Genomic DNA, 20,863 nt, shown 5'->3' on the forward strand with positions numbered 1-20,863 from the left:
GGAGAAGATGAAGCGCAACCTGCAGTTTTCCGCATTGGCCGTGCTTGTATGCGGCAGCCAGGGCCGGCCGCTGGGATACCTGCCCGAGGCCACCGGCCCACGCGATGTTTTCGATACGCAGCGCTGAGCCGCTGCTTCTTTTCCCGACCAGGAGGTCATCATGTTTCGTTCCCTGCGCGCCCCCGCCGCCGCCCTGCTGTTGTCGGCCCTGACGGTGCCAACCGTGCACGCCGGTGCCGCCCCGCACCTCAACAGTGGCCAGGCCAGCGTGCTGGTCACCTCGCTGATCGTGGTGTCGGTTCCGCTGGCCACCTCGATGGGCCTGGCCGCGCTGTCCAAGGCGCCGTTCAAGGCCAGCGAGCGCAATGGCAAGGTTGCCGAGCGCACCCCGGCAGTGCCGCTGCCACCGATGGAAGTGAAGCAGGTGGCGACCACCGCCGCTGGCGAGCGCCAGGTGCAGCTGCAGGTGCCGGACAAGGCCGACCAGACCGCGACCCTGCAGTGGCCGGCGATTGAGGGCGACGACCCGGTAGCCGGCTTCGTGGTCGGCCAGCAGGTGCGCTTCGACCCGACCGATGCCGGTGCCGGCTGGACGGTGAAGAACAGCGACGGCAAGGCCCTGGCCTATGTGCCCACGGCCTATGCGGCCGGCGACGCGCTGAGTGAGCAGTTGTAAAGCTGAACGGCCGTTTTTGGCTTTGCGGCGGGCCGGGCGGATAATGGGCGATCCCATTTTTCCCCTGGCTCGCCATGTCCGTGCGTCCTGCGCCTGTTTTTGCCCCGTTGACCGCCCGCGCCCTGGTGCTGGCGGTGCTGGCCATGGGCGCGGTGGTGCTGTTGTCCAACGTGCTGGTGCAGTACCCGATCAATGACTGGCTGACCTGGGGTGCTTTCAGCTATCCGGTCGCGTTTCTGGTCAGCAACCTGATCAACCGCCGCTTCGGCCCCGGTCCGGCCCGCCGCGTGGCGTGGATTGGTTTCGCGGTGGCGGTGCTGCTGTCGGTGTGGGTGGCGACGCCGCGCATTGCGATCGCTTCGTGCTCGGCCTTCATCGTGGCCCAGCTGCTGGACATCACCGTGTTCGACCGCCTTCGCCGTGGCAGCTGGTGGCGCGCACCGATGGTGGCCACCACCTGCAGCGCGACGGTGGATACCACCATTTTCTGGTCGATCGCCTTCGCCGGTTCCACCCTGCCGTGGGTGAGCTGGGCGGCGGGCGACCTGGCGGTGAAGCTGGCGATCGGCGTATGCCTGCTGGCCCCGTTCCGCGCGCTGCTGTGGAAGATGGCGCCGCTGCGTACAGCGGGCTGACCGCCGTTGCCCTGGTAGGTGCCAACCTTGGTTGGCACGATCCGTCAGCGTTCATGCCGCCGGCAACAGCGTGCCAACCAAGGTTGGCACCTACCAACAGCAGGCCATCGCACGGTGGATGCCAACAGCAAAACCTTCGCCCGGTAGTTGCCAACCTTGGTTGGCAAAATCCGTCAGCGTTCATGCCGCCGGCAACAGCGTGCCAACCAAGGTTGGCACCTACCAACAGCAAGCCATCGCGCGGTGGATGCCAACAGCAAAACCTTCGCCCGGTAGTTGCCAACCTTGGTTGGCACAATCCGTCAGCGTTCATGCCGCCGGCAACAGCGTGCCAACCAAGGTTGGCACCTACCAACAGCAAGCCATCGCACGGGGGGTGCCAACAGCAAACCTTCGCCCGGTAGTTGCCAACCTTGGTTGGCACCCACACCACCTGCACTCAGCCGAACGGCAGCTCCGCGGCGATGCACGCGGCGCTGATCGCCGCACACGCGTCTTCGATGGCCGGTGTCGTCGGCGCCAACCGTGGCCTGCGATCCAGCGTGCAGGCCAGCCCTACTTCCAGCAGCGTCGCATGCGCGCCATGCAGCGCTTGGGCGGTGGCTTCGGGCAGGAACTCCGCCGCTGCCAACGCGTCGATCAACGCTGGCGTGGCCCGCGGCTGCAACAACGCAGGTGTCTGCGCACTGCATGCCAGCACGCCGGTCTGCAGCAGGAATTCCAGGTCGACCACGCCGCCTGCGCCCTGCTTCAGGTCGAGCCGTGCGGCATCGCTGCGGTCCAGTTCGGTGCGCATGCGCCCGCGCATCTTCAGCACATCGGCGTACAGCGTCGCGCGATCACGTTCGCGGCCCAGCGTCTGCGCACGTACCTGTTCGAAATCCTGCAACAGGCTGGCATCGCCGGCCACGCCGCGTGCGCGTACCAGCGCCTGGTGTTCCCAGGTCCATGCGCGCTCGCGCTGGTACTCGGTGTAGCTGGCCAGCGAAGACACCAGCGAGCCCTTGCCACCATCCGGGCGCAGGCGCACGTCGATGTCGTACAGGCGGCCGGCGGCGGTGACCGCAGCCAGCAGCGCCATCACCTTCTGGGCCAGGCGCGCATACCAACGCCCCGGCTCCAGCGGGCGCGCGCCATCACTCGCTTCCACACCCGCCGGGTGATCGTGCAGGAACACCAGGTCCAGATCCGAGCCGAAACCCAGCTCCAGGCCGCCCAGGCTGCCGTAGCCGATGATCGCGAAGCGGCCGCCGGCGATAGCGCCGTGCGCGGCGTGCATATCGGCCTCGGCCATCGCCAGCACGGTGACCACCACCGCCTGCGCCAGTTCGGCCAGTTGCCGGGTGCTGTCGACCGCGCCCTGACGTCCGTCCAGCGTGGCCATGGCCATGCGGAAGCTCAGCGCCAGGCGCGTTTCATTGAGCCAGCGCAGCGCCGATTCGGGATCTTCCACCGTCAGCACCTGCTGGCATTCGGCCAGCATGCCGGCCGCGTCGGGCATCGGCCCGGACACGCGCACGTCCAGCAGTTCGTCCAGCAGCAGCGGATACGCGGCCAGGCGTTCGGCCAGCAATGCACTGCGTGCGAGCACGTCGACCAGGCGCGCAAGCGCGCTGGGCTGTTCGTCGAGCAGTGCCAGATAGCTGGTACGACGCAGCACTGCCTGCAGCAGGCCGAGCACGCGCTTGAGTGCGGCATCGGGCTGCGGTGACCGGGTGGCGGCGTGCAGCAGTGCCGGCAGTACGCGGTCCAGCCGCGCACGCGCCGCATCGGAAAGCGACTTCACGCCCGTGCCCTGGGCGAAATCACGCAATGACTGGTCGGCGCCATTGGCGTCGAGGAAACCGGCTTCGGCCAGCAGCGGTGCGTTGCTGCCCTCGGGCAGACTACGCCAGTAGTTGGCCAGCGCATCCGGCGCGGCCTGGCCCTTGCGCGGGGCCAGCAATGCGGCGAACTCGGTACTGACGCGCTGCTGCTGCACGGTCAATGCAGCGCGCAGCACATCCCAATCGGCATAGCCGAGGCCGATGGCAATGCGTTCGCGATCCAGCATATCGGACGGCAGCACATGGGTCTGTGCATCGCGCAGCATCTGCAGGCGATTTTCCAGCCGGCGCAGGAACAGGTAGGCCTCGCGCAACGCTGCGCCATCATCGCTGGCGATCTGCCCGGCGGCGACCAGCGCATCCAGCGCGACCAGCAGCCGCCGCTCACGCAGCGCCGGCTCGCGGCCGCCGCGAATGAGCTGCAGTGCCTGGCACAGAAATTCGATTTCGCGGATGCCGCCGGCGCCACGCTTGATGTCGTCGTGCATCTCGCGGCGCGCGACTTCGGCGGTGATTGCCGCCTTCATCTCGCGCAGGCCGTCGAGCGCGGTGAAGTCCAGGTAGCGGCGGTACACGAACGGGCGCAGGGTCTGCAGCCAGGCCTCGCCAGCGGCGATATCGCCAGCCACCGCGCGCGCCTTCAACCAGGCATAGCGCTCCCAGTCGCGGCCTTCGCGCTGGAAGTACTGATCCATTGCTGCGAATGACAGCGCCACGCGGCCGGCGCTACCGAACGGGCGTAAGCGCAGGTCGACGCGATGGCTGAAGCCATCGACGGTGGTTTCGTCCAGCAACTTGGCCAAGCGCTGGCCGAGCCGGGCGAAATACTCCTCGGCCGCCAGCGCGCGCGGGCCGTCGGATTCACCGCCCTGCACGTAGGCATAGACCAGATCGACATCGGAACTGAAGTTGAGCTCGCCACCACCCAGCTTGCCCAGCCCGAACACCACCAGCTGCTGCGTTTGGCCGTGGTCATCGAGGATCACCCCGTGGCGCTGGGCGAACTCCTGCTGCAGCGCGTCCAGCGCCAAGCGCAGGCAGTCCTCGGCCAGCGCGGTGGCACCGGCGAGGGTCTGTGGCACGTCGTCCAGCCCGGCCAGGTCGCGCCAGATCAAGCGGGTCGACATCGCCGTGCGCCAACGCCGCAGCTGCGCGGGCCAGTCACCGGGCTGCAGCGGGTCGAGCACCGGGGCAGGCAGTGGCGGGCAGCCCGGCGCGGCCAGTTGCGTCAACAGGCCGGGCTGGCGCACCAGGGTATCCATGGCGAAGTCGCTGCTGACCGCCAGTTGCACCAGCATCGGCTGCAGCTCGGCCGGGATGGGATCGGGCACTGCCTGGGTCAGGCGCGTCAGCGCGCGGTCGACGAGGGGCTGCAGGGTGGCGGGCAATTCGGCGGGGGCGAGGGTCATACCCTGATTCTCGCGGGGTCGGATCCCTTTGCCAACGGCGAAGGGCTCTGACCTATTGCTGCGATCTTGCCGAAGGTTGCTGGGGTTGCCGGCCAGCGGCCGGCACTACCGTGAATGCATGATCGCGTATTCATCTTCGGCGGCAGGCAATAAAAAAGCCCGCTTGCAGCGAACTGCCAGCGGGCTCTGCTCCCTCCCCCACGTCGGGATGCAGGGCCATCGTGCGGTGTACGAAAGTACTTTGCACGCTGCACTGCAAAACAAAACCGGCGGGTATGGGAGAGGCGTTGCCGGAAACACCATTCCACGAAGGTAGAACGCCCCGTACGGCAGGGGATAGCCGATAATCGGGATTCCCCCCAGAAACGCTGTCGTCATGACTGTTGATCGCATCGCCAACGCGCGTCTTCGTGACCGCGTGGTCTCCGCCGAGGCCGCAGCCGCGCTGATCCAGCCCGGTGAAACCGTGGCCATGAGCGGCTTTACCGGCTCCGGTTACCCCAAGGCCGTTCCCGTGGAACTGGCCCGCCGCATCGAATCGGTGCACGCCCAGGGCCTGCCCTTCCAGATCAGCCTGATGACCGGTGCCTCCACTGCGCCGGAACTGGATGGCGCGCTGGCCAAGGCCGATGGCATCGCCATGCGCATGCCGTTCCAGAGCGACCCGGATGCGCGCAACCGCATCAACGAGGGCAAGCTGGATTACATCGACATCCACCTCAGCCACGTTGCCCAGCACGTCTGGTTCGGCTTCTACGGCGAGATCGACACCGCCGTGGTCGAGGTCTCGGCCATCCGCGAAGATGGTTCGCTGGTGCCGTCCACCTCGCTGGGTAACAACAAGACCTGGCTGGACCTGGCCAAGAAAGTGATCATCGAGGTCAACGAGTGGCAGCCGGCCGGCGTCGACGGCATGCATGACATCTACTATGGCACCGCGCTGCCGCCGCACCGCAAGCCGATTCCGCTGGTCAATGCCAACGACCGCATCGGCGAGACCGCGCTGCGCTGCGACCCGGACAAGATCGTGGCGGTGGTGCGCACCAACGGCCCGGACCGCAACAGCCCGTTCAGCCCGATCGATGCGACCAGCGAGCAGATCGCTTCGCACCTGATCGAGTTCCTCAAGCACGAAGTGAAGCGCGGCCGCCTGCCGGCCAACCTGCTGCCGCTGCAGTCGGGCGTGGGCAACATCCCCAACGCGGTGCTGGCCGGCCTGGCCAAGAGCGGTTTCCGCGACCTGGCCGCGTTCACCGAAGTGATCCAGGACGGCATGCTCGACCTGCTGCGCGACGGCGTGCTGAGCTATGCCTCGTGCACCGGCTTCGCACTGAGCCCGCAGGCCAACGAGACGTTCAAGGAGAACATCGATTTCTACCGCGAGCGCATCATCATGCGCACGCAGGAAATCTCCAACCATCCGGAACTGGTGCGCCGCCTCGGCTGCATCGGCATGAATGGCATGATCGAAGTGGACCTCTACGGCAACGTCAATTCGACGCACGTGATGGGCACGCGGATCATGAACGGCATCGGCGGTTCGGGCGACTTCGCGCGCAATGGTTTCCTGTCCGCGTTCCTGAGCCCGTCCACGGCGAAGAACGGCACCATTTCGGCGATCGTGCCGATGGCCAGCCACGTCGACCACACCGAGCACGACGTGTCGGTGATCGTGACCGAACAGGGCCTGGCCGATCTGCGTGGCCTGACCCCGCGCAAGCGCGCGCAGGTGCTGATCGACAACTGCGCGCACCCGGATTTCCGCGCGCAGCTGCAGGACTACTTCGACCGCGCCAGCCGCGAGAGCTACGGCAAGCACACCCCGCACCTGCTGCCGGAGGCGCTGTCGTGGCACCAGCGCTGGCTGGATACGGGCACGATGAAGGGCTGACGCCCGCTTCTGTGGAGCCGAGCATGGCTCGGCTCTACAAATGGCAGCACCGCAACATCCCTGTAGAGCCGAGCCCATGCTCGGCTCCGCGGCACGCGGCTTATCCGCGCAGCGCCGCCAGCGATTCGGCCTGGATACGCTCGTAGATCTCGAACTCATCGTTCACCGCCGCGCCCAGCGCCTGTTCGAAGGCTTCGCGATTGGCATGTGCGGCGTACGCGCGCTGCTCGCCACCACCCAGGTTCGACTGGAAGATGCCCGCGGCGCTGACCGGCAGGAAATCCTCGTAGACGATCGGATCGGCCGTGGCCAGGCCCGCTGCAACCAGCACTTCGGCCGGCAGGTCAGCCACGCGTTCCGGCGCGGCGCGGCCCGCGTCGGTCAGCTGGTAGCGGTAGTAGCCCAGGCCTTCCTGGCGCAGGGTGTCATGGTCATCCGGGAAGCTGGCAAACACCGCCTGCAGGCGCTGGCCGTAGTCGCCGCCGGTGCTGCCCGCGCCGCCGGCATCGCGCGCCTGCGTCAGCAGCTGGTCGTACAGCGCGCGGCCCTTGGCGGTCAGTGCCAGGCCGCGCTGCTCGATCTCACCGAAGCGCGCGGTATGGGTGCCGGCGTCGCCGCCCTCGTTGTCCGGGAAGTGCACGGCCTCTTCCAATGCCTTGAAGCTGGTCTGCCGCAGCAGGATCGGGCAGGCGCGACGCGGCGGGCCCTCGATCACCGCCTTGGCGGCCATGCCGTGCTCGATCATCGCCGACTGTGCAGCGTCGATGTCCAGCGTGCGCGGGGTCAGGTGATTGATGTGCGGGCCACGGAAGCTGACCACGTCGGCCACCAGCCGGTGCGCCTTGTGCAGGGCGTGGTAGGTCGGCAGATCCACGGTGGCGTCGCCATGCCAACGGAAGGTCTCCAGCGCCTGTTCGACGAAGCGTTCGGCATCGGCCTGGGTCAGGCCACCCTCGCGTTCGGCCTGGTCGATCAGCGCCAGCGCGTCGTCGGTGAAGATGCGGCGGCGGGCGAGGATCTCGGCCGACTGCGCACGCAGCACCTCGTCTTCGATCAGCTCCAGGCGCAGCAGCGAGGTGAACACGCGGAACGGGTTCAATGCCAGCGCAGCGGCGGTCAGCGGGCGGAAGGCCGTGGAATGCACCGGCACGCCGGCCACCGACAGATCGTAGTAGCCCACCGGGTACATGCCCATCACCGCGAACAGGCGGCGCAGGGTCGCCAGTTCCTGCGGGGTGCCGACGCGGATCGCGCCATGGCGTTCTTCGTCCAGGCGGGCGCGCTCGTCGTTGCGCAGCAGCTGCGCGGCCAGCGCCGGGTCCTGCGCCAGGACCTCGGTGTTGATCCGCTCCACCAGTTCCACCAGCGTGCCGTACAGCGGCACTTCGGTGCGGTACATGCGGGACATGGCCTGGGCGAACAGGCGGCGGATCACATCAGGCGAAACGAAAGAAGCGCTCATCAGTCACTCGATTACGGGAACGGGGAACGGCGAGAACCCGTATTGTCGCCGGAGTGCGCGGCGGCGGCGATACGCATAGCAGCATGAAGAACATCGGTAGCGCCGGGCCATGCCCGGCGGACCCCAGGGCCGCGCTGCGCGCTCGCCGGGCGTGGCCCGGCGCTACCGGCCCAGCTGGCGCTTCAGCGTGGCATCGAGGGTGATCGGCCGGTCCCAGTGCTCGTAACTGGCCACGATGGCGTGGCGCACGGCGCGGTAGTGCAGGTTCTGCGGCTTGGCCGGCATCCGCTTCACCGCCGCCTCCCAGCCGCCCTCGGGGTCCTGGCTGAAGGCGCGCACACTGTCGCGGCAGGTCTGGCCGCTGGCCTTGGCCCAGAAGCAGGCGAAGTAGATGTCGCCGGCCTGCCACTGGTGGGTGGTGGCCAGCGCGGCGATGTAGCCGCGCGGCACACCAGCGTAGCGTGATACCTCGTCGAGGAAGGCATCGGGGTAGCGCTCGGCGTAGTGGTTGATGTCGGCCAGCTGGGTGTCGACCCAAGCGTCGCCGGTGTCCACCTCGTAGGTCGCCGAACGTTCGGCGGTCTGCTGGGCCAGCACGATGGCCGGCGCCAGCAGCAGGGACAACAGAAGCGCGCGCAGTGGCAGTTTCATGACCCGATTCTGCCGCAGCCGCCGCGCCGTGTCAGGCCGCGGCAGCGGCCTTGGCCTCGATCGTCGCCAGCGCGGCCGGCCAGTCCCAGGCGGTATCGGCGTTGACCATGCGCGGTTCGTCGTCGGCCACGCCGTGCTGGGTCTCGTGCGCCCAGGTCACCGCGTACGGGGTATGGATGCCCCAGCCGCCGAGGGTGATCACCGGTTCGATATCCGAGCGCAGCGAGTTGCCGACCATCACGAACTGCTGCATCGGCAGGTCGAATTCGGCCAGTACGCGTGCATAGGTTTCCGGGTCCTTCTCGGACACGATCTCGATGCGCGGGAACAGGTCGGACAGCGCCGCCACCTTGATCTTGGCTTCCTGGTGGAACAGGTCGCCCTTGGTGATCAGCACCACCGGGTACTGCGCGGCGATGGCCGCCACCGACTCGCGTACGCCGTCGATCAGTTCAACCGGATGGCGCAGGGTGTCGTGGCCGATGTCGAGGATGCGCTGGATGTCCTTGGCCTCGATGCGCTGCGAGGTGATCTCGATGGCCGCTTCGATCATCGACAGCGTCATGCTCTTCACCCCGTATCCGAACACGCCGAGGTGGCGCTGCTGCACTTCCAGCAGGTGGCGGGCGGTCTGGGTGTCATGGACGTCGATGTAGCGCGACAGCAGGTCCAGGTAATCCTGCTCGGCCTGGCGGTAGTAGTCCTCGCTCTTCCACAGCGTGTCGTCACCGTCAAAACCGACCAGGCCGATGGCGCGCGAAGGCGCAGGCGTGGAGGTGTTCATCGCCCTAGGATACAGGCGCGGAGATGACGAAAAAAACCCGGGTGGCCGAAGCCACCCGGGTTGCCCATGCACCGGTTGTCCCGAATTCAACCGTGGATCAGCGGCCCTGGCCTGCGGCCGTACCACCCGCGCCGGCACCGGCCTGCTGGGCGGCCACATAGGCCTTGTACTCGTCGGCGCTCAACTGGCCGTCCTTGTTGGCATCAGCCTGGTCGAACACCTGGGCAAGGCCCGCATTCACCTGCGCTTCGCTCTTGCTGATGGTGCCGTTGCCATCGGTATCGATGCTGGCCCAGGTCTGGCCACCGCCGTTGGCCTGCGCCGAGGCTGCCGCGGCCGCATCGGTTGCCTGGTCGGCCGCCTGGCCAGCCTGTGCCGCTGACTGCTGGGCCTGCGCCGCTTCGTTCTGTGCATGCGCGGCCTGCTGCTTTGCCGTCTGCGCCATCGCCGGGATGGCCAACACGCTGCCGGCGGCGACGATCAGGGCGATCAGGGGCTTGCGGTTGCGAATAGTCATCTGGGGTGTCTCCTGAAGGGTGGTAGTGCGCGGTCGTTGTCTCCGCACGGCACCTACCCTGCCACCGCGTTTCTGAATCGATTTTGCGCGGCGATCGCCGCCAACACGCATGGTTAACCACTCACCCAGACGCATGCTTTAGCGCGGTGGTTAGTGCGAAGTGAGCAGGGAGTAAGACGAGCATTCAGCGCTACCGGATTTAACCGGCAGCGAACGAAAAACCTGCGTCAGTCGACGGTTTTTTCCGATGACCGCGAACTGAACAACACCCATCCCAATGCAACACCGGAGAGCGCACCGGCGATTTCCAGCACCACGCGGCTGCCCAGTTCGTTCGGATCGTGGATGGTGGACAGGAACAGACGCGCATACAGCGGCGACTCCAGCCGCACGATGCCCATGTAGAACAGCTTCCAGGCGTCGATGCCTGCAGAGATGATCACCGCGATCACGCACGACCAGCCGATCGCATGGCCGACGGTCCAGTGCAGCAGCCGGCACAGGTGGTGCCACAGGAAATACACCAGCAGGCCGACCAGCAGGGCGATGAGGCCCGCTTCAAGCGTACCAAGCAGGCCGAAATGCAGGGGAAGGTTCATCGGGCGGGGACGCAGGAGAAGGCGGCCAGTGTAAGGGTATCGGCAGGGCTTGCAGCCCTGCACCCGCAGATGCGGAAGCAACGGCAACAGCGGGCATTCCGTGGGATGGCGGGGTGGTGTCGGATTGCGGGGACGCCGTAAACCCATCCCTGGGGGCTTGGCAGCCGCATCCATGCGGCTGACACCCCGCAATCCGACACCGCCCCACCTCTGACAGATTCCCGCGATCGGGTAGATCCACGCCATGCGTGGATGACTTCATCGAAATTGAATATTTCGACAATTGAACGAAGAGCATCCACGCATGGCGTGGATCTACGTGTCGACCAAGGTCGACACCCACCAAGAGCAGGCCAAGAGCAGGTCATGCCATCCCAGATTGCGGAAATCTGTCGAAGGCGGGGTGGGTCCGGTTGCGGGGGTGTAAGCGCCATGGATGGCGCGCCCAAGCCCCCATGGACGGGTTTACGGCGTCCCCCGCAACCGGACCCACCCCGCCATCCCACAGAATGCCAGCTTCTGCTGTTGCTGTTGCTGTTGCTGTTGCTCGCGCAGTGGCCTCGGCGGGTGCAGGGCGCAGCCCTGCCGACAACCCCTACCGCACTGGCACGTCGTAGGCGGTACCGGCATCCGGCTCGGGCTGCAGCGTGTAGTGCCACCACTCCTGCGCATAGTTGGCGAAACCACGCCGTGCCATCGCCTGCACCAGCTGCTGGCGGTTGGCGTTCTGTGCATCACTCAAGCCCGGCGTCTGCGTATGCGCGCGTGGGCCGAAGAAATCGAAGTCGGTGCCCATGTCCATCGGCGTACAGCGCCCGCTGCGGCAATCCAGCAGGCCAAGATCCACGGTGGCACCGCGGCTGTGGCCGGAACGCTCGGCGATGTAGCCGTCGCTCAGCAGCTGCGGCTTGTCCAGATCGGGATACTGCAACGCCTTGCGCGACTGTTCCTGCGGATCACTCACCCAGGCCATGAACGCCTGCACCGCGCGCACCGGGCGGTAGCAATCGTAGAGGCGCAGCGCGAAACCCTGCGCGCGCAGGTCAGCCTCTACATCGGCGAGCGCCTTTGCCGCCGGCGCCAGCAGATAGCATGCAGGCGCCTCATAACCGGGCACGGGCGCAGCAGTGAAGTTGTTGGCACCGGCATAGCGGATGTCCATCTCGATGCGCGGTGACAACGTGCGGATCTCCACCAGCCCCGCCGCAGTGGCGTCGGTGGCGGGCGAAATGCGTGGCGGCTCAGCGGCGTGGGCCGCCGGTGCCAGGGCAATCGCCAGTACGAGTGAAATGCAGGTCCTGGAAGTCATAGCTGAAGTCGATCTCCGGATCGATGGCGCGCAGCTCCAGCGTCGGCGTGTCTGCGCCGGGATTCAGCCACGCCTGCGCCGAGGGCTCCAGCGTATCCCACTGCAGAAGCCAGCGCCCCTGCAACTGCTGCACCGTTGCCTGCAGCGTGGGCGACTTGTCCACGCTGAAGCGCAGGCCGTTCGCGGTGGGACACAGCGAGGCGGGGCCCAGCCAGGGATCGCGGTAGCGTCCCTGCCAGTACTGAAGATCAGTGACGGCGGCCGGTTGTGCGCCCTTGGTGGAGGGCGCACGACTCCCCGTGGCGGCGCGCACGGCCCGTTCGGCGGCCAGCTCGGCCAGGTAGTACCCCACATGTTGCGCGTCTTCCGGCGCGGTGAACCGTTTCAGCGTCGACTGCATCAGCGCGGTACGCGCGTCTTCGGCCTCGCCGTTGATCAGCATCACCACACCGAACTTGCGATCCGGCAGCAGCGCCAGCGAGGAATACATGCCCGACAGCGTACCGGTGTGCGCGACCTTCAACTGCCCGTCCATGTCCGACACCCGCCAGCCCAGCCCATAACCGTAGAAACGGGCGTTGTCCCAGTCGCGTTGGCGTTCGCCCAACGGCATCGGCATGTGCAGTGTCCACAGCATGCGGCGTTGCTCGGCGCCCAACCACCCCGGCGCCAGCGACGGTTCCAGCAGCACCTGCATCCAGCGCGTCATGTCACGCAGCGAACAACGGATGCCACCAGCCGCCATCGACGTCAGGTCGGGGCTGAGTGTTCCATCACCACCGACCACCACGTTGCGGCCATCGCGCCGCACATGCGGTTGGGCGACATTGCCGACCTGCTTCACCGACCACGCCCCCACCTGGCAACGGGTCATGCCCAGCGGTTCAAATACCCGCTCGCGCATCAGCTGGTCATACGGCTTGCCACCAGCGGCGGCAGCAACCTCACCGGCAACGACGTACATCAGGTTGTCGTAGGCGTAACCGCTGCGGAAGCTGGTGACCGGCTTCAGGTGTGCCAGCCCGGCGATGACATCGGCGCGGGTGAAGGTGTTGGGTTCGGGCCACAGCATCAGGTCGCCGGCACCGAGTCCGAGGCCGCTGTTGTGGATCAGCAGATCGCGTACCTGCAGGTGTTTGCCCACCCACGGGTCGTGCATGCGGAACGCCGGCAGATGGCGCTGCACCGGATCGTCCCAGCGCAGCTTGCCCTGCTCCACCAGCGTGGCCAGCAGCGCGGCGGTCATCGCCTTGCTGTTGGAGGCGATTTTGAACAGCGTGTCCTCGTCGATGCGGCCGCCGTCACCGCGCACTCCTTCGGTGTGGCGATAGACCACCTGGCCATCCTCGACCACCGCCATCGCCAGCCCCGGCAGGTGCTCATGCTGGTCCACGAAAGCGATGTCGGCATCCAGGCGTGCCGTATCCACCGCCCCTGCAGGGGCGGTGGCGGCAAGCAGCACGGCGAAGGTCAGCAGGCGATACACGGCCGGTCTCCATCGGCAGCGCCGGGCAACACCCGGCACTGCGCATCCTCGTCGATCAGAAGTTCCAGGTCACCACCAGCTGGGTGTAGCGCGGGGCCTGCCAACGGGTACCGGTGGCGAAGGTGTTCTCGCGGTACTGGCCAGGCTGCGCTTCGTAACGCTGGTGCACGTTGATGGTCTTCTGGTTGTTGAAGATGTTGTACACCGACAGTCGGGCACTCAGGTCGATGCCCTCCACCGGCAGGCGCCAGATCACGTTCGCCCCCATGGTCCAGGTCCACGGCAGGCGACCGAAGGCACCACGCGGGCTGTATTCGAACTGGCGCTTGTCATACGGGCCGGAACAGTTGGCCACGCACAGCCAGCCGGTGCCACCACCACTACCTTCACTGGACGTGCTGCCACCGGCGATCGAATCGTTCGGCCACATCACGCCATAGGCGGTGATCGGGCCGCCGGACTGCACCTGCAACGTGGTGCCGAACGACCACTGCTTGTTCAGTGCATACGCAGCACGCAGCTTGAACTGGTGACGGAAGTCGTTGAACAGCACGCCGTAACGTTCGTTGGTGGCCGGGTGATCCCAGAACTGGACCATGCCGGTGTCGCCGTAGTTGGTATCGGAGTTCACCGGCCCTTCGAAATTGCCCTCGCTCTTGGACCACAGGTAGGACGCGTTGAGCATCCACTTCTCGTCCCACGCGCGGTCGATCTGGAACTCCAGCGCCTTGTAGGTACGCTTCGGCTTGGAATAACCGATCACCTCGCCGCTGCCACCCTTGCGATAGCCGCTGTTGGCGGTATCGATGGTGATCCAGCCTTCGTTGGCGCAACCGATGCTCTTGTCGCCCCAGATGGTCAGGCTCTCGCCCGGGTTTGCGATCGGCCACAACGTGCTCGGCGTCGGTCCGCAGGGGGTGTAATTGATGCGGATGTCATCCAGTGCGCGGGTCATGCGCCGGTAGGTGGCATTGACGCCCCACGACCAGGCCTGGTTGATCATGTTCTGGAAGCCGAGGATGTACTCGTCCTGGTAGACCGCCTTCAGATCCTTGTCCACGCTCTGCCGCAGGTCGGCACCACCGGTGTTCATGCGCGTGTCGGTCGGCCCGATCTGCTGGCCGATGACCGGCGCCATGTACGCCGAACCGGTGGGCGAAGTTTTCCGTTCCCAGCCCTCAAGCACGTAGTAGCTGTACTCGTCGGTCAGGCCGCCGGCGAAGTTGACGTTGATGTTGTTGGTCACCGGCAGGTAGTAACGGCCCGCGTTGCCGAACAGCTTGGTGCTGCCATCGCCCTTCATGTCCCACGAGAAGCCCACGCGCGGCGCGATCAGATCGTCCATCTTGATGAACGCCTTGCCGGCGGCGGTGCGGTTTTCGAAGCGGTCCCAGCGCACGCCCAGGTTCAGCATCAGGTTGGGGGTGATGTTCCAGATGTCTTCCAGATAGAAGGCATTGGCTTCGGTCTCGAACTTGCCGCCGGATTGCCGGTTGCGCGCACGCAGCATCTCGGTAACACCGGCCGGCACGTAGGCATTGGCGCCATCCCACACTTCATCCCCGGGACGCGCCACGTACGCGGTGTAGCTCAAGGCGGTCGGCCCGGGATAACGGGTGGTCTGGTCGGTGGTCATCAGCTCGCGGTCGACGCCGAAGCGCAGCAGGTGATCCCCCAGCTGCCATTCGAAGTCCAGGCGCGCCACGTCGCGCGTGTCATCACGTTCGGCCACAGCCGTGCCGGTCGGATGGCAGCCGGCGCGCAGGCCCTGCAGCTTGGGCAGACGGGTGCCATAGGTGCTGTCGGTGAACACCGGGCTGCAGGCCTGGTCCAGCGACGAGTTGGTGAACGCACGCTGGTTGTTCTGGCCGACCATCGCGCGGGCGGTGAAGTTCTGTCCGAAGTGGCCGGTGTAGGTGGCTGACCAGTTCTTGCCGCCAGTCTCGGTGATCGAGTCACCGCCCCAGTCGCCGAGGCGGTTGTCATCCCAGTCGTAAGCATAGGACGCGTTGGTGACATCGCCCTCATCGGAGAACGCCAGCAGCGCCAGGCTGTGGTTGTCATTGATGTTCCAGTCCAGCTTGGTGCCCCAGAACCCATTGCCGGACTTGTTCTTGAACCAGGTGCTGCCATCGGACGAGGTGTTGTGGCCGCGGTCGTTGCGGTCCTCGTACATGGCGAACAGGAACAGCTTGTCCTTGATGATCGGCCCAGAGCCCCAGACGTTGGTTTTCAGGAACGAGTTGTTGTCGCGGCTGCCGTAGGAATGCGGCGTACCGTCGCGATGGAAATGGTCGCCGCCGCTGGAGCGCCCCGCGCTGGGCTCGGCAGTGACTTCTACGCCGCCCTTGAACTCGTTGCTGCCTGAGCGGGTGACCGCATTGATCACGCCGCCGGTGGAACGGCCAAACTCGACCGAGTAGCCACCGGTCTTGACCTGGAATTCATTGAAGAAGGCGAACGGGGCCGTGCTGAAGCCGCGACGCGTGTACATGTCGGTGACGTTCAGGCCGTTGATGAAGACTGCGTTCTCGGCCACCGAGGAACCGGCGAAGGACAGGCCGCCGAACGAGGAGTTGCCGCCGACCACGCCCGGTGCCATCAGCGCGACAGCGGACAGATCCTGTGCCACCGGCAGCCGTGAAATCTCCTGCCGGTTGATGTTGAACGAGGTCTCGGTGGAATAGACGTCCACCCGGTTGATCACGCGGGTACCGACCACCTGCAGCGCATCGAGGTTGGTGACGCCGCCACCACTGGCCAGGTTGACTGTGGTGGTACCACCGACAGCGACGCTGACCGCCACCTGTTCGCCCAGCGTCTGCCCATCGCGGCTGAGCTGCAGCCGGTAGTCACCCACCGGCAGCTGGCCGAGGCGGTAGCTGCCATCGGCACCGACGGTGACCGTCCGGGTCAGACCGGTGCCGGCATTGACGACGGTGATCTGGTCGCCCGCGGTCGCGCGACCGGCGACGGCGCCCGACACATTCTGGGCCATGGCCGTGGTGGGCAGCATGATGCCCAGGCACGTACCGAGGGCGACGCACAAGGCCGCCCGCTTGATGTTGTAAGCCTTCATCCCCTGCTCTCTCCTGCAAGAATTGAATGGTGGTGTGGGTGGTGTATCGCGCTAGCGTTGCCCGGCTGGCAGTACCCGCCACTGGAAGTCGTAGCTCCATTGGTCGAAGTACAGGTTGCCGCCTGCCCACTCGGCCTCGCCGCGCTGCGAGTCGACCGTTTCCGAGCGGTAGTGCTGTTTGGCCGGCACGAAGGCCTGGCCGAAATCGTCGTTGAACGCGATGCGGTAGCCATCGAGGCCACCCAGGTAGAAATCACGCAGCGCGGGCGCGTCGCTGGCCAGGGCACCGGTGGTCACATCCATAGGCAGCCAGCCATACGGCGCCAGGTAGACCTGGCCCCAGTCGTGCAGGTTGTTGTAGCCGCTGCCATCGTCGGAAAACACCATGCCCGACTGCCAGCGCGCGGGAATGCCGTTCATGCGCAGCAGGGCGATCAGCAGCAGGGTCTGCTGCCCGCAATCGGCGTGACCGGCGCGCAGCGCGTAATCACTGATGTTGCTGATCGTCGAGTACTCGCGTGCACCAGCCCAGGGAATGCGATCAACCGCAGCGAACAGCTTGCGTACCACTTCATACGGGCGTGTCTCGCCCTGCAGCACCTGGTCGGAGAACAGCTTCAACGCCGGGGTGAAGCGCACGTGCGGCAGCTGCTCGGCCAGATAGGGCTTCAATGCGGGATCATTCGGCGTGGCCTGCACCTTCGTCGCATCGATTGCCGTGTGGCGCGCGAAGATCGTCACCGCATAGCGGACTTCAAAGTGCGTCGGCTGGCCAGCCACGGCCTCGGCTTCCAGATAGGCGGTGCGCTGCTGCGTGCTGGCCGGGGCGATGCGCGCCTTGCCCGGCGAACTGGCAATCCACTGCACGCGCTCCTGCTGGCCGGGAATCTCGCGCGGGTAAGGAATCCATGCACGAATGGTTTCGCCAGCCGGTACGGTGTCGGCCTTGACCGTCAACGACTGGGTGAATTCGATGCGCTGTGGCAGCACGGATGCGTTGCCGCTCTGTTCGGTGGCGGCGACCACCCGCGCGTGATGTGCATTGAGCACTTCATTCGGGCCGGGCGGTGGCATCGGTGCATCTGCCCGACGACGCGCACGCGCCTCGTCGCTGAGCAGGAACAGGTTGGAGGGCGCGCGCTTGAAGTACCAGCGTGTGCCGTCGATATCGTAGTGCTCGATCAGTCCCTGCTGGTCCCAGTGTGCGAACTCTTCGTCGGTCAGGTCGGGAATCCAGCGGCGTATCGCTGCCTTGGCAGCGGCTTCGTCGAGACTGAAATCCATCTTGATGCGGCGCATGCGCTCGTACTGGAAGTCGGCGGGTGCGGGCACGCCGTCTGCGGCGAACGTCGCATCGACATCCCTGAAGCGACCGCTGTCGACCAGATCGATCAACCGCGTTTCCTGCTCACGATCGACGGCACTGCGCTGATCCGCGGCCGGTGCCGCCCACGCCCACAGCAGCAGCGCGGCACCAAGGCCGGCAGCGGCAGGCAGAGACGGTTTGCGAACGGCAGGATCCACAGCGACACTTCCCAAGCGCGGGTGGTAACGGCTGTGTAACACGGGCCGGGGGACCGGTCAATAATTTATTCTTGCTTTCGCGGCCGAAAGGAATAAATATTCCAACAGGCTTTCGAGGAGGGTGTGCAGCGCATGATCCTGGCTTCCCGCGAACCGCGTCGGCACTGGCCGCGCAGGTTGACCCTGGCGCTGGCGCTGGGCCTGCTGGCTGTACCGGCCTTTACCCAGGCGGCCACGCCTGCACCCGACCCCGGCGCACCGCTTCCCTACGTGATCGGCCTGCATGAGGCCTACCTCACCCCGGATTACTGGGCCGCACGCCTGGACAACGCCGACGCACCGATCCTGGACCGCGCGCAGATCAATGCGCAGAACGCGCGGATGCGCGCCCAGGACAACCACATCCAGGACATCGCCACGCTGCCCGCACAGCTCAGCGCCACGCAGGTGCGCGACAGCATCGGTGCGCTTTCGAGCTGGCCCAAGCGAGCGCTGTATGACGAGAAGGGCCAGGCCATCGCCCCGGGCCTGCGCACCGCAATTGAAGCCAACCTCGGCCTCGATGCGGTTCCTGCGCAGGTCGCACCGTCGTACGGGCTGGTGGTGAAGCGTGCCGCGCTGCGCACCTTCCCGACCCGCCAGCGTGTTTTCAGCACCGTCGGCGACACCGATATCGACCGCTTCCAGGAGTCCGCACTGTTCCCCGGTGACAAGGTAGCCGTCGTCCACCGCAGTGCCGATGACCGCTGGCTGTTCGTGCACAGCGAGCGCTACAGCGCGTGGATCGAAGCCGATGCCGTGGCCAGCGGTGACAGAGCCACGGTGCTCGGCTACGGCGCGAAGGGGCCGTACCGCGTCGTCACCGCTGCCACTGCGCACACCGCCTACACACCCGAAGAACCGCGCGTATCGCGCCTGCAGCTGGACATGGGCGTGCGCCTGCCGGTGTTGGCCGACTGGCCCGCCGCCGAACCGGTGAACGGGCAACAGGCACACGCCTCGTGGGTGGTGCAGCTGCCGGTGCGCGAGGCCGATGGCCGCCTGCGCCTGGTGCCGGCGCTGCTGCCGCGCTCGCAGGACACCGCCGCCGACTACCTGCCGCTGACCCCGCGCCTGCTGCTGCAGCAATCGTTCAAGTTCCTCGGCGAGCGCTACGGCTGGGGCCACGACTACGACACCCGCGACTGCAGTGGATTCGTGTCGGAGATCTATCGCAGCTTCGGCGTACTGCTGCCGCGCAATACCAGCGCACAGGCGATCAGCCCCGCGCTGGACCGCCTGCCGTTCACTGCCAAAGACGGCAAGGCTGTGCGCGACCGCGCCGTCACCGACCTGCAGGTGGGCGATCTGGTCTACATCCCCGGCCACGTGATGATGGCCATCGGCCACGTCGACGGTCGCACCTGGGTGATCCACGATACTGCGGGCGGCAGCTGGTTCGGCGCCGACGGCAAGCGTGTGCAGGCCCATCTCAATGGCGTATCGGTCACGCCGCTGGAGCCGATGATGGCCAGCGACAGCGTCCGCTACATCGACCGCATCACCAACATCCAACGCCTGCGTGCCAAGAATCCCTGAATGAAGATCACCGCCATCGAACTGGGCATGCTGCGCGTGCCGCTGAAAACACCGTTCAAGACCGCGCTGCGCACCGTGGAGACCGTGGAAGACGTGGTGGTGCTGATCCGCACCGATACCGGCCACACCGGCTACGGCGAGGCACCGGCCACCGCGGTCATCACCGGTGACACGCACGGCTCGATCATCGAAGCGATCCGCCACTTCATCGCCCCGCGCCTGATCGGCCAGGAGGTGGTCAACCTCAACCGCCTGTGCACGCTGGTGCAGACCGCGATGGAGCGCAACACCAGCGCCAAGGCAGCGGTGGAAATCGCGCTCTACGATCTGTGGGCGCAGCTGCATGGCGCACCGCTGTACCAGATGCTGGGTGGCGGCGACCCGGTGATCACCACCGACATCACCATCAGCGTGGACTACATCGACAAGATGGTGGCCGATTCGCTGTCGGCGATCGAACGCGGCTTCGAGTCGCTGAAGATCAAGGTCGGCAAGGACATCGGCGTGGACATCGAGCGGGTCAAGGCGATCCACGCCGCCGTGGAGGGCCGTGCACTGCTGCGCCTGGACGCCAACCAGGGCTGGACCGCCAAGCAGGCCGTGCATGCGATGCGCACGCTGGAAGAGGCCGGCGTGGTGCTGGAGCTGCTGGAGCAACCGGTCAAGGCCGCCGACATCAGTGGCCTGAAGTACGTGACCGACCGGGTCAACACCCCGGTGATGGCCGACGAGAGCGTGTTCAGTCCCAGCCAGGTGATGGACCTGATCCAGCAGCGCGCCGCCGACATCATCAACATCAAGCTGATGAAGACCGGCGGCCTGTCCAATGCGATCCGCATCGCCGACATCGCCGGCATCTACGGCGTGCCGTGCATGATCGGCTGCATGATCGAGTCGAGCATCAGCGTCGCCGCGGCAGTGCACCTGGCGGTGGCCAAGAGCGATGTGATCACCAAGGTCGACCTGGATGGCCCGTCGCTGGGGCAGTTCGATCCGGTCAGCGGCGGCGTGCGCTTCAACGAATCGGAGATCAGCATCAGCGATGTGCCGGGGCTGGGCATCACCGAAGTGCGGGGGCTGGAGATGCTGGGTTGATCGAAGCTCCGCTGCCAGCGGTGTCTACGTCTGATGCTTGGTCGGGCGTCACTTTTCTTTTCGCGAAAAGAAAAGTAACCAAAAGAAGCGCTCCGCCGGCCGCGAGCCGACGTGCTGCGCACGCCGGTGCCCTGCGCTCCTCGGTCCGCCGAGGGACGGCGCGGAACTCGCTGCGCTCAGACACCCGCGCCTCTTCGCCCTCGCCGGACCTGCGGTGCTCGGCTCGCTTGAAGGCGGACTCAGCAGCAGCTCCGGGTAGATCCACGCCACGCGTGGATGCTCCTGCTTCTGCCCTACCCCGCATCCTCTTCGCGGCTGGCACGCGCGCGATCTGTCCGGGGT

The 20,863-nt window shown here is 66.3% G+C and carries 15 protein-coding genes; 5 read left to right on the forward strand and 10 right to left on the reverse strand.

Features of this window, described 5'->3' with window-relative positions; genetic code table 11:
* Nucleotides 1-160: 160 nt before the first annotated feature.
* Nucleotides 161-676 carry a hypothetical protein gene (locus GIW57_RS12665; RefSeq protein ID WP_236511261.1) on the forward strand — a complete coding sequence of 172 codons (516 nt, stop codon included), beginning with the start codon at nt 161-163 and terminating at the stop codon, nt 674-676.
* 74 nt (nt 677-750) lie between these two features.
* The gene (locus GIW57_RS12670) at nt 751-1,311 is read left to right on the forward strand and encodes a queuosine precursor transporter (RefSeq protein WP_025878224.1); all 561 of its coding nucleotides are present in this window, start codon (nt 751-753) and stop codon (nt 1,309-1,311) included.
* A gap of 439 nt (nt 1,312-1,750) precedes the next feature.
* On the opposite strand, the gene glnE is transcribed toward GIW57_RS12670, so the two are convergent.
* Nucleotides 1,751-4,546 carry a bifunctional [glutamate--ammonia ligase]-adenylyl-L-tyrosine phosphorylase/[glutamate--ammonia-ligase] adenylyltransferase gene (gene glnE, locus GIW57_RS12675; protein ID WP_236511263.1) on the reverse strand — a complete coding sequence of 932 codons (2,796 nt, stop codon included), beginning with the start codon at nt 4,544-4,546 and terminating at the stop codon, nt 1,751-1,753.
* A 376-nt stretch (nt 4,547-4,922) separates the two neighbouring features.
* Between glnE and GIW57_RS12680 the strand changes: the two genes are divergently transcribed.
* On the forward strand, nt 4,923-6,437 hold the full coding sequence (locus GIW57_RS12680) for an acetyl-CoA hydrolase/transferase family protein (protein ID WP_100460007.1): 1,515 nt from the start codon (nt 4,923-4,925) through the stop codon (nt 6,435-6,437).
* 100 nt (nt 6,438-6,537) lie between these two features.
* Here the strand turns inward: GIW57_RS12680 and GIW57_RS12685 are convergent, their stop codons facing one another.
* The 9 genes from GIW57_RS12685 to GIW57_RS12725 all read right to left on the reverse strand — a co-directional run bounded on the left by GIW57_RS12685 (nt 6,538) and on the right by GIW57_RS12725 (nt 17,848).
* A complete protein-coding gene (locus GIW57_RS12685) occupies nt 6,538-7,899 on the reverse strand; it encodes a VOC family protein (protein WP_236511266.1) in 1,362 nt (453 codons plus the stop codon).
* A gap of 162 nt (nt 7,900-8,061) precedes the next feature.
* Entirely contained in the window at nt 8,062-8,550 is a 489-nt protein-coding gene (locus GIW57_RS12690; RefSeq protein WP_236511268.1) for a hypothetical protein, read from the reverse strand.
* Between the two features lie 31 nt (nt 8,551-8,581).
* Entirely contained in the window at nt 8,582-9,334 is a 753-nt protein-coding gene (locus GIW57_RS12695) for an HAD family hydrolase (RefSeq protein WP_236511271.1), read from the reverse strand.
* Nucleotides 9,335-9,431: 97 nt separating this feature from the next.
* Complete coding sequence (locus GIW57_RS12700; RefSeq protein ID WP_089238276.1) at nt 9,432-9,851, reverse strand: EF-hand domain-containing protein; 420 nt, start codon at nt 9,849-9,851, stop codon at nt 9,432-9,434.
* A 227-nt stretch (nt 9,852-10,078) separates the two neighbouring features.
* Complete coding sequence (locus GIW57_RS12705; protein ID WP_025878234.1) at nt 10,079-10,450, reverse strand: hypothetical protein; 372 nt, start codon at nt 10,448-10,450, stop codon at nt 10,079-10,081.
* Nucleotides 10,451-11,045: 595 nt separating this feature from the next.
* Nucleotides 11,046-11,759, reverse strand: coding sequence for a M15 family metallopeptidase (locus GIW57_RS12710; RefSeq protein WP_236511274.1), 714 nt, complete (start codon nt 11,757-11,759; stop codon nt 11,046-11,048).
* The gene (locus GIW57_RS12715; protein ID WP_236511277.1) at nt 11,692-13,245 is read right to left on the reverse strand and encodes a serine hydrolase domain-containing protein; all 1,554 of its coding nucleotides are present in this window, start codon (nt 13,243-13,245) and stop codon (nt 11,692-11,694) included. Before GIW57_RS12715 ends, GIW57_RS12710 begins: the two co-directional genes overlap by 68 nt.
* 55 nt (nt 13,246-13,300) lie before the next feature.
* Nucleotides 13,301-16,324: a TonB-dependent receptor gene (locus GIW57_RS12720; protein WP_236511280.1), complete on the reverse strand. Its 3,024-nt coding sequence runs from the start codon at nt 16,322-16,324 to the stop codon at nt 13,301-13,303.
* A gap of 51 nt (nt 16,325-16,375) precedes the next feature.
* Complete coding sequence (locus tag GIW57_RS12725; protein ID WP_236511283.1) at nt 16,376-17,848, reverse strand: transglutaminase domain-containing protein; 1,473 nt, start codon at nt 17,846-17,848, stop codon at nt 16,376-16,378.
* A gap of 132 nt (nt 17,849-17,980) precedes the next feature.
* Between GIW57_RS12725 and GIW57_RS12730 the strand changes: the two genes are divergently transcribed.
* Complete coding sequence (locus GIW57_RS12730; RefSeq protein ID WP_236511286.1) at nt 17,981-19,426, forward strand: SH3 domain-containing protein; 1,446 nt, start codon at nt 17,981-17,983, stop codon at nt 19,424-19,426.
* Nucleotides 19,427-20,521 (forward strand): dipeptide epimerase, encoded by a 1,095-nt coding sequence (locus tag GIW57_RS12735; RefSeq protein ID WP_089238266.1) that lies wholly within the window; start codon nt 19,427-19,429, stop codon nt 20,519-20,521. It begins immediately after the preceding gene.
* Nucleotides 20,522-20,863 lie beyond the last annotated feature (342 nt).

Origin of the sequence: Stenotrophomonas sp. PA-6-5C (genome assembly GCF_021605635.1) — a bacterium.
In the GTDB taxonomy this organism is placed as follows: domain Bacteria; phylum Pseudomonadota; class Gammaproteobacteria; order Xanthomonadales; family Xanthomonadaceae; genus Stenotrophomonas; species Stenotrophomonas lactitubi.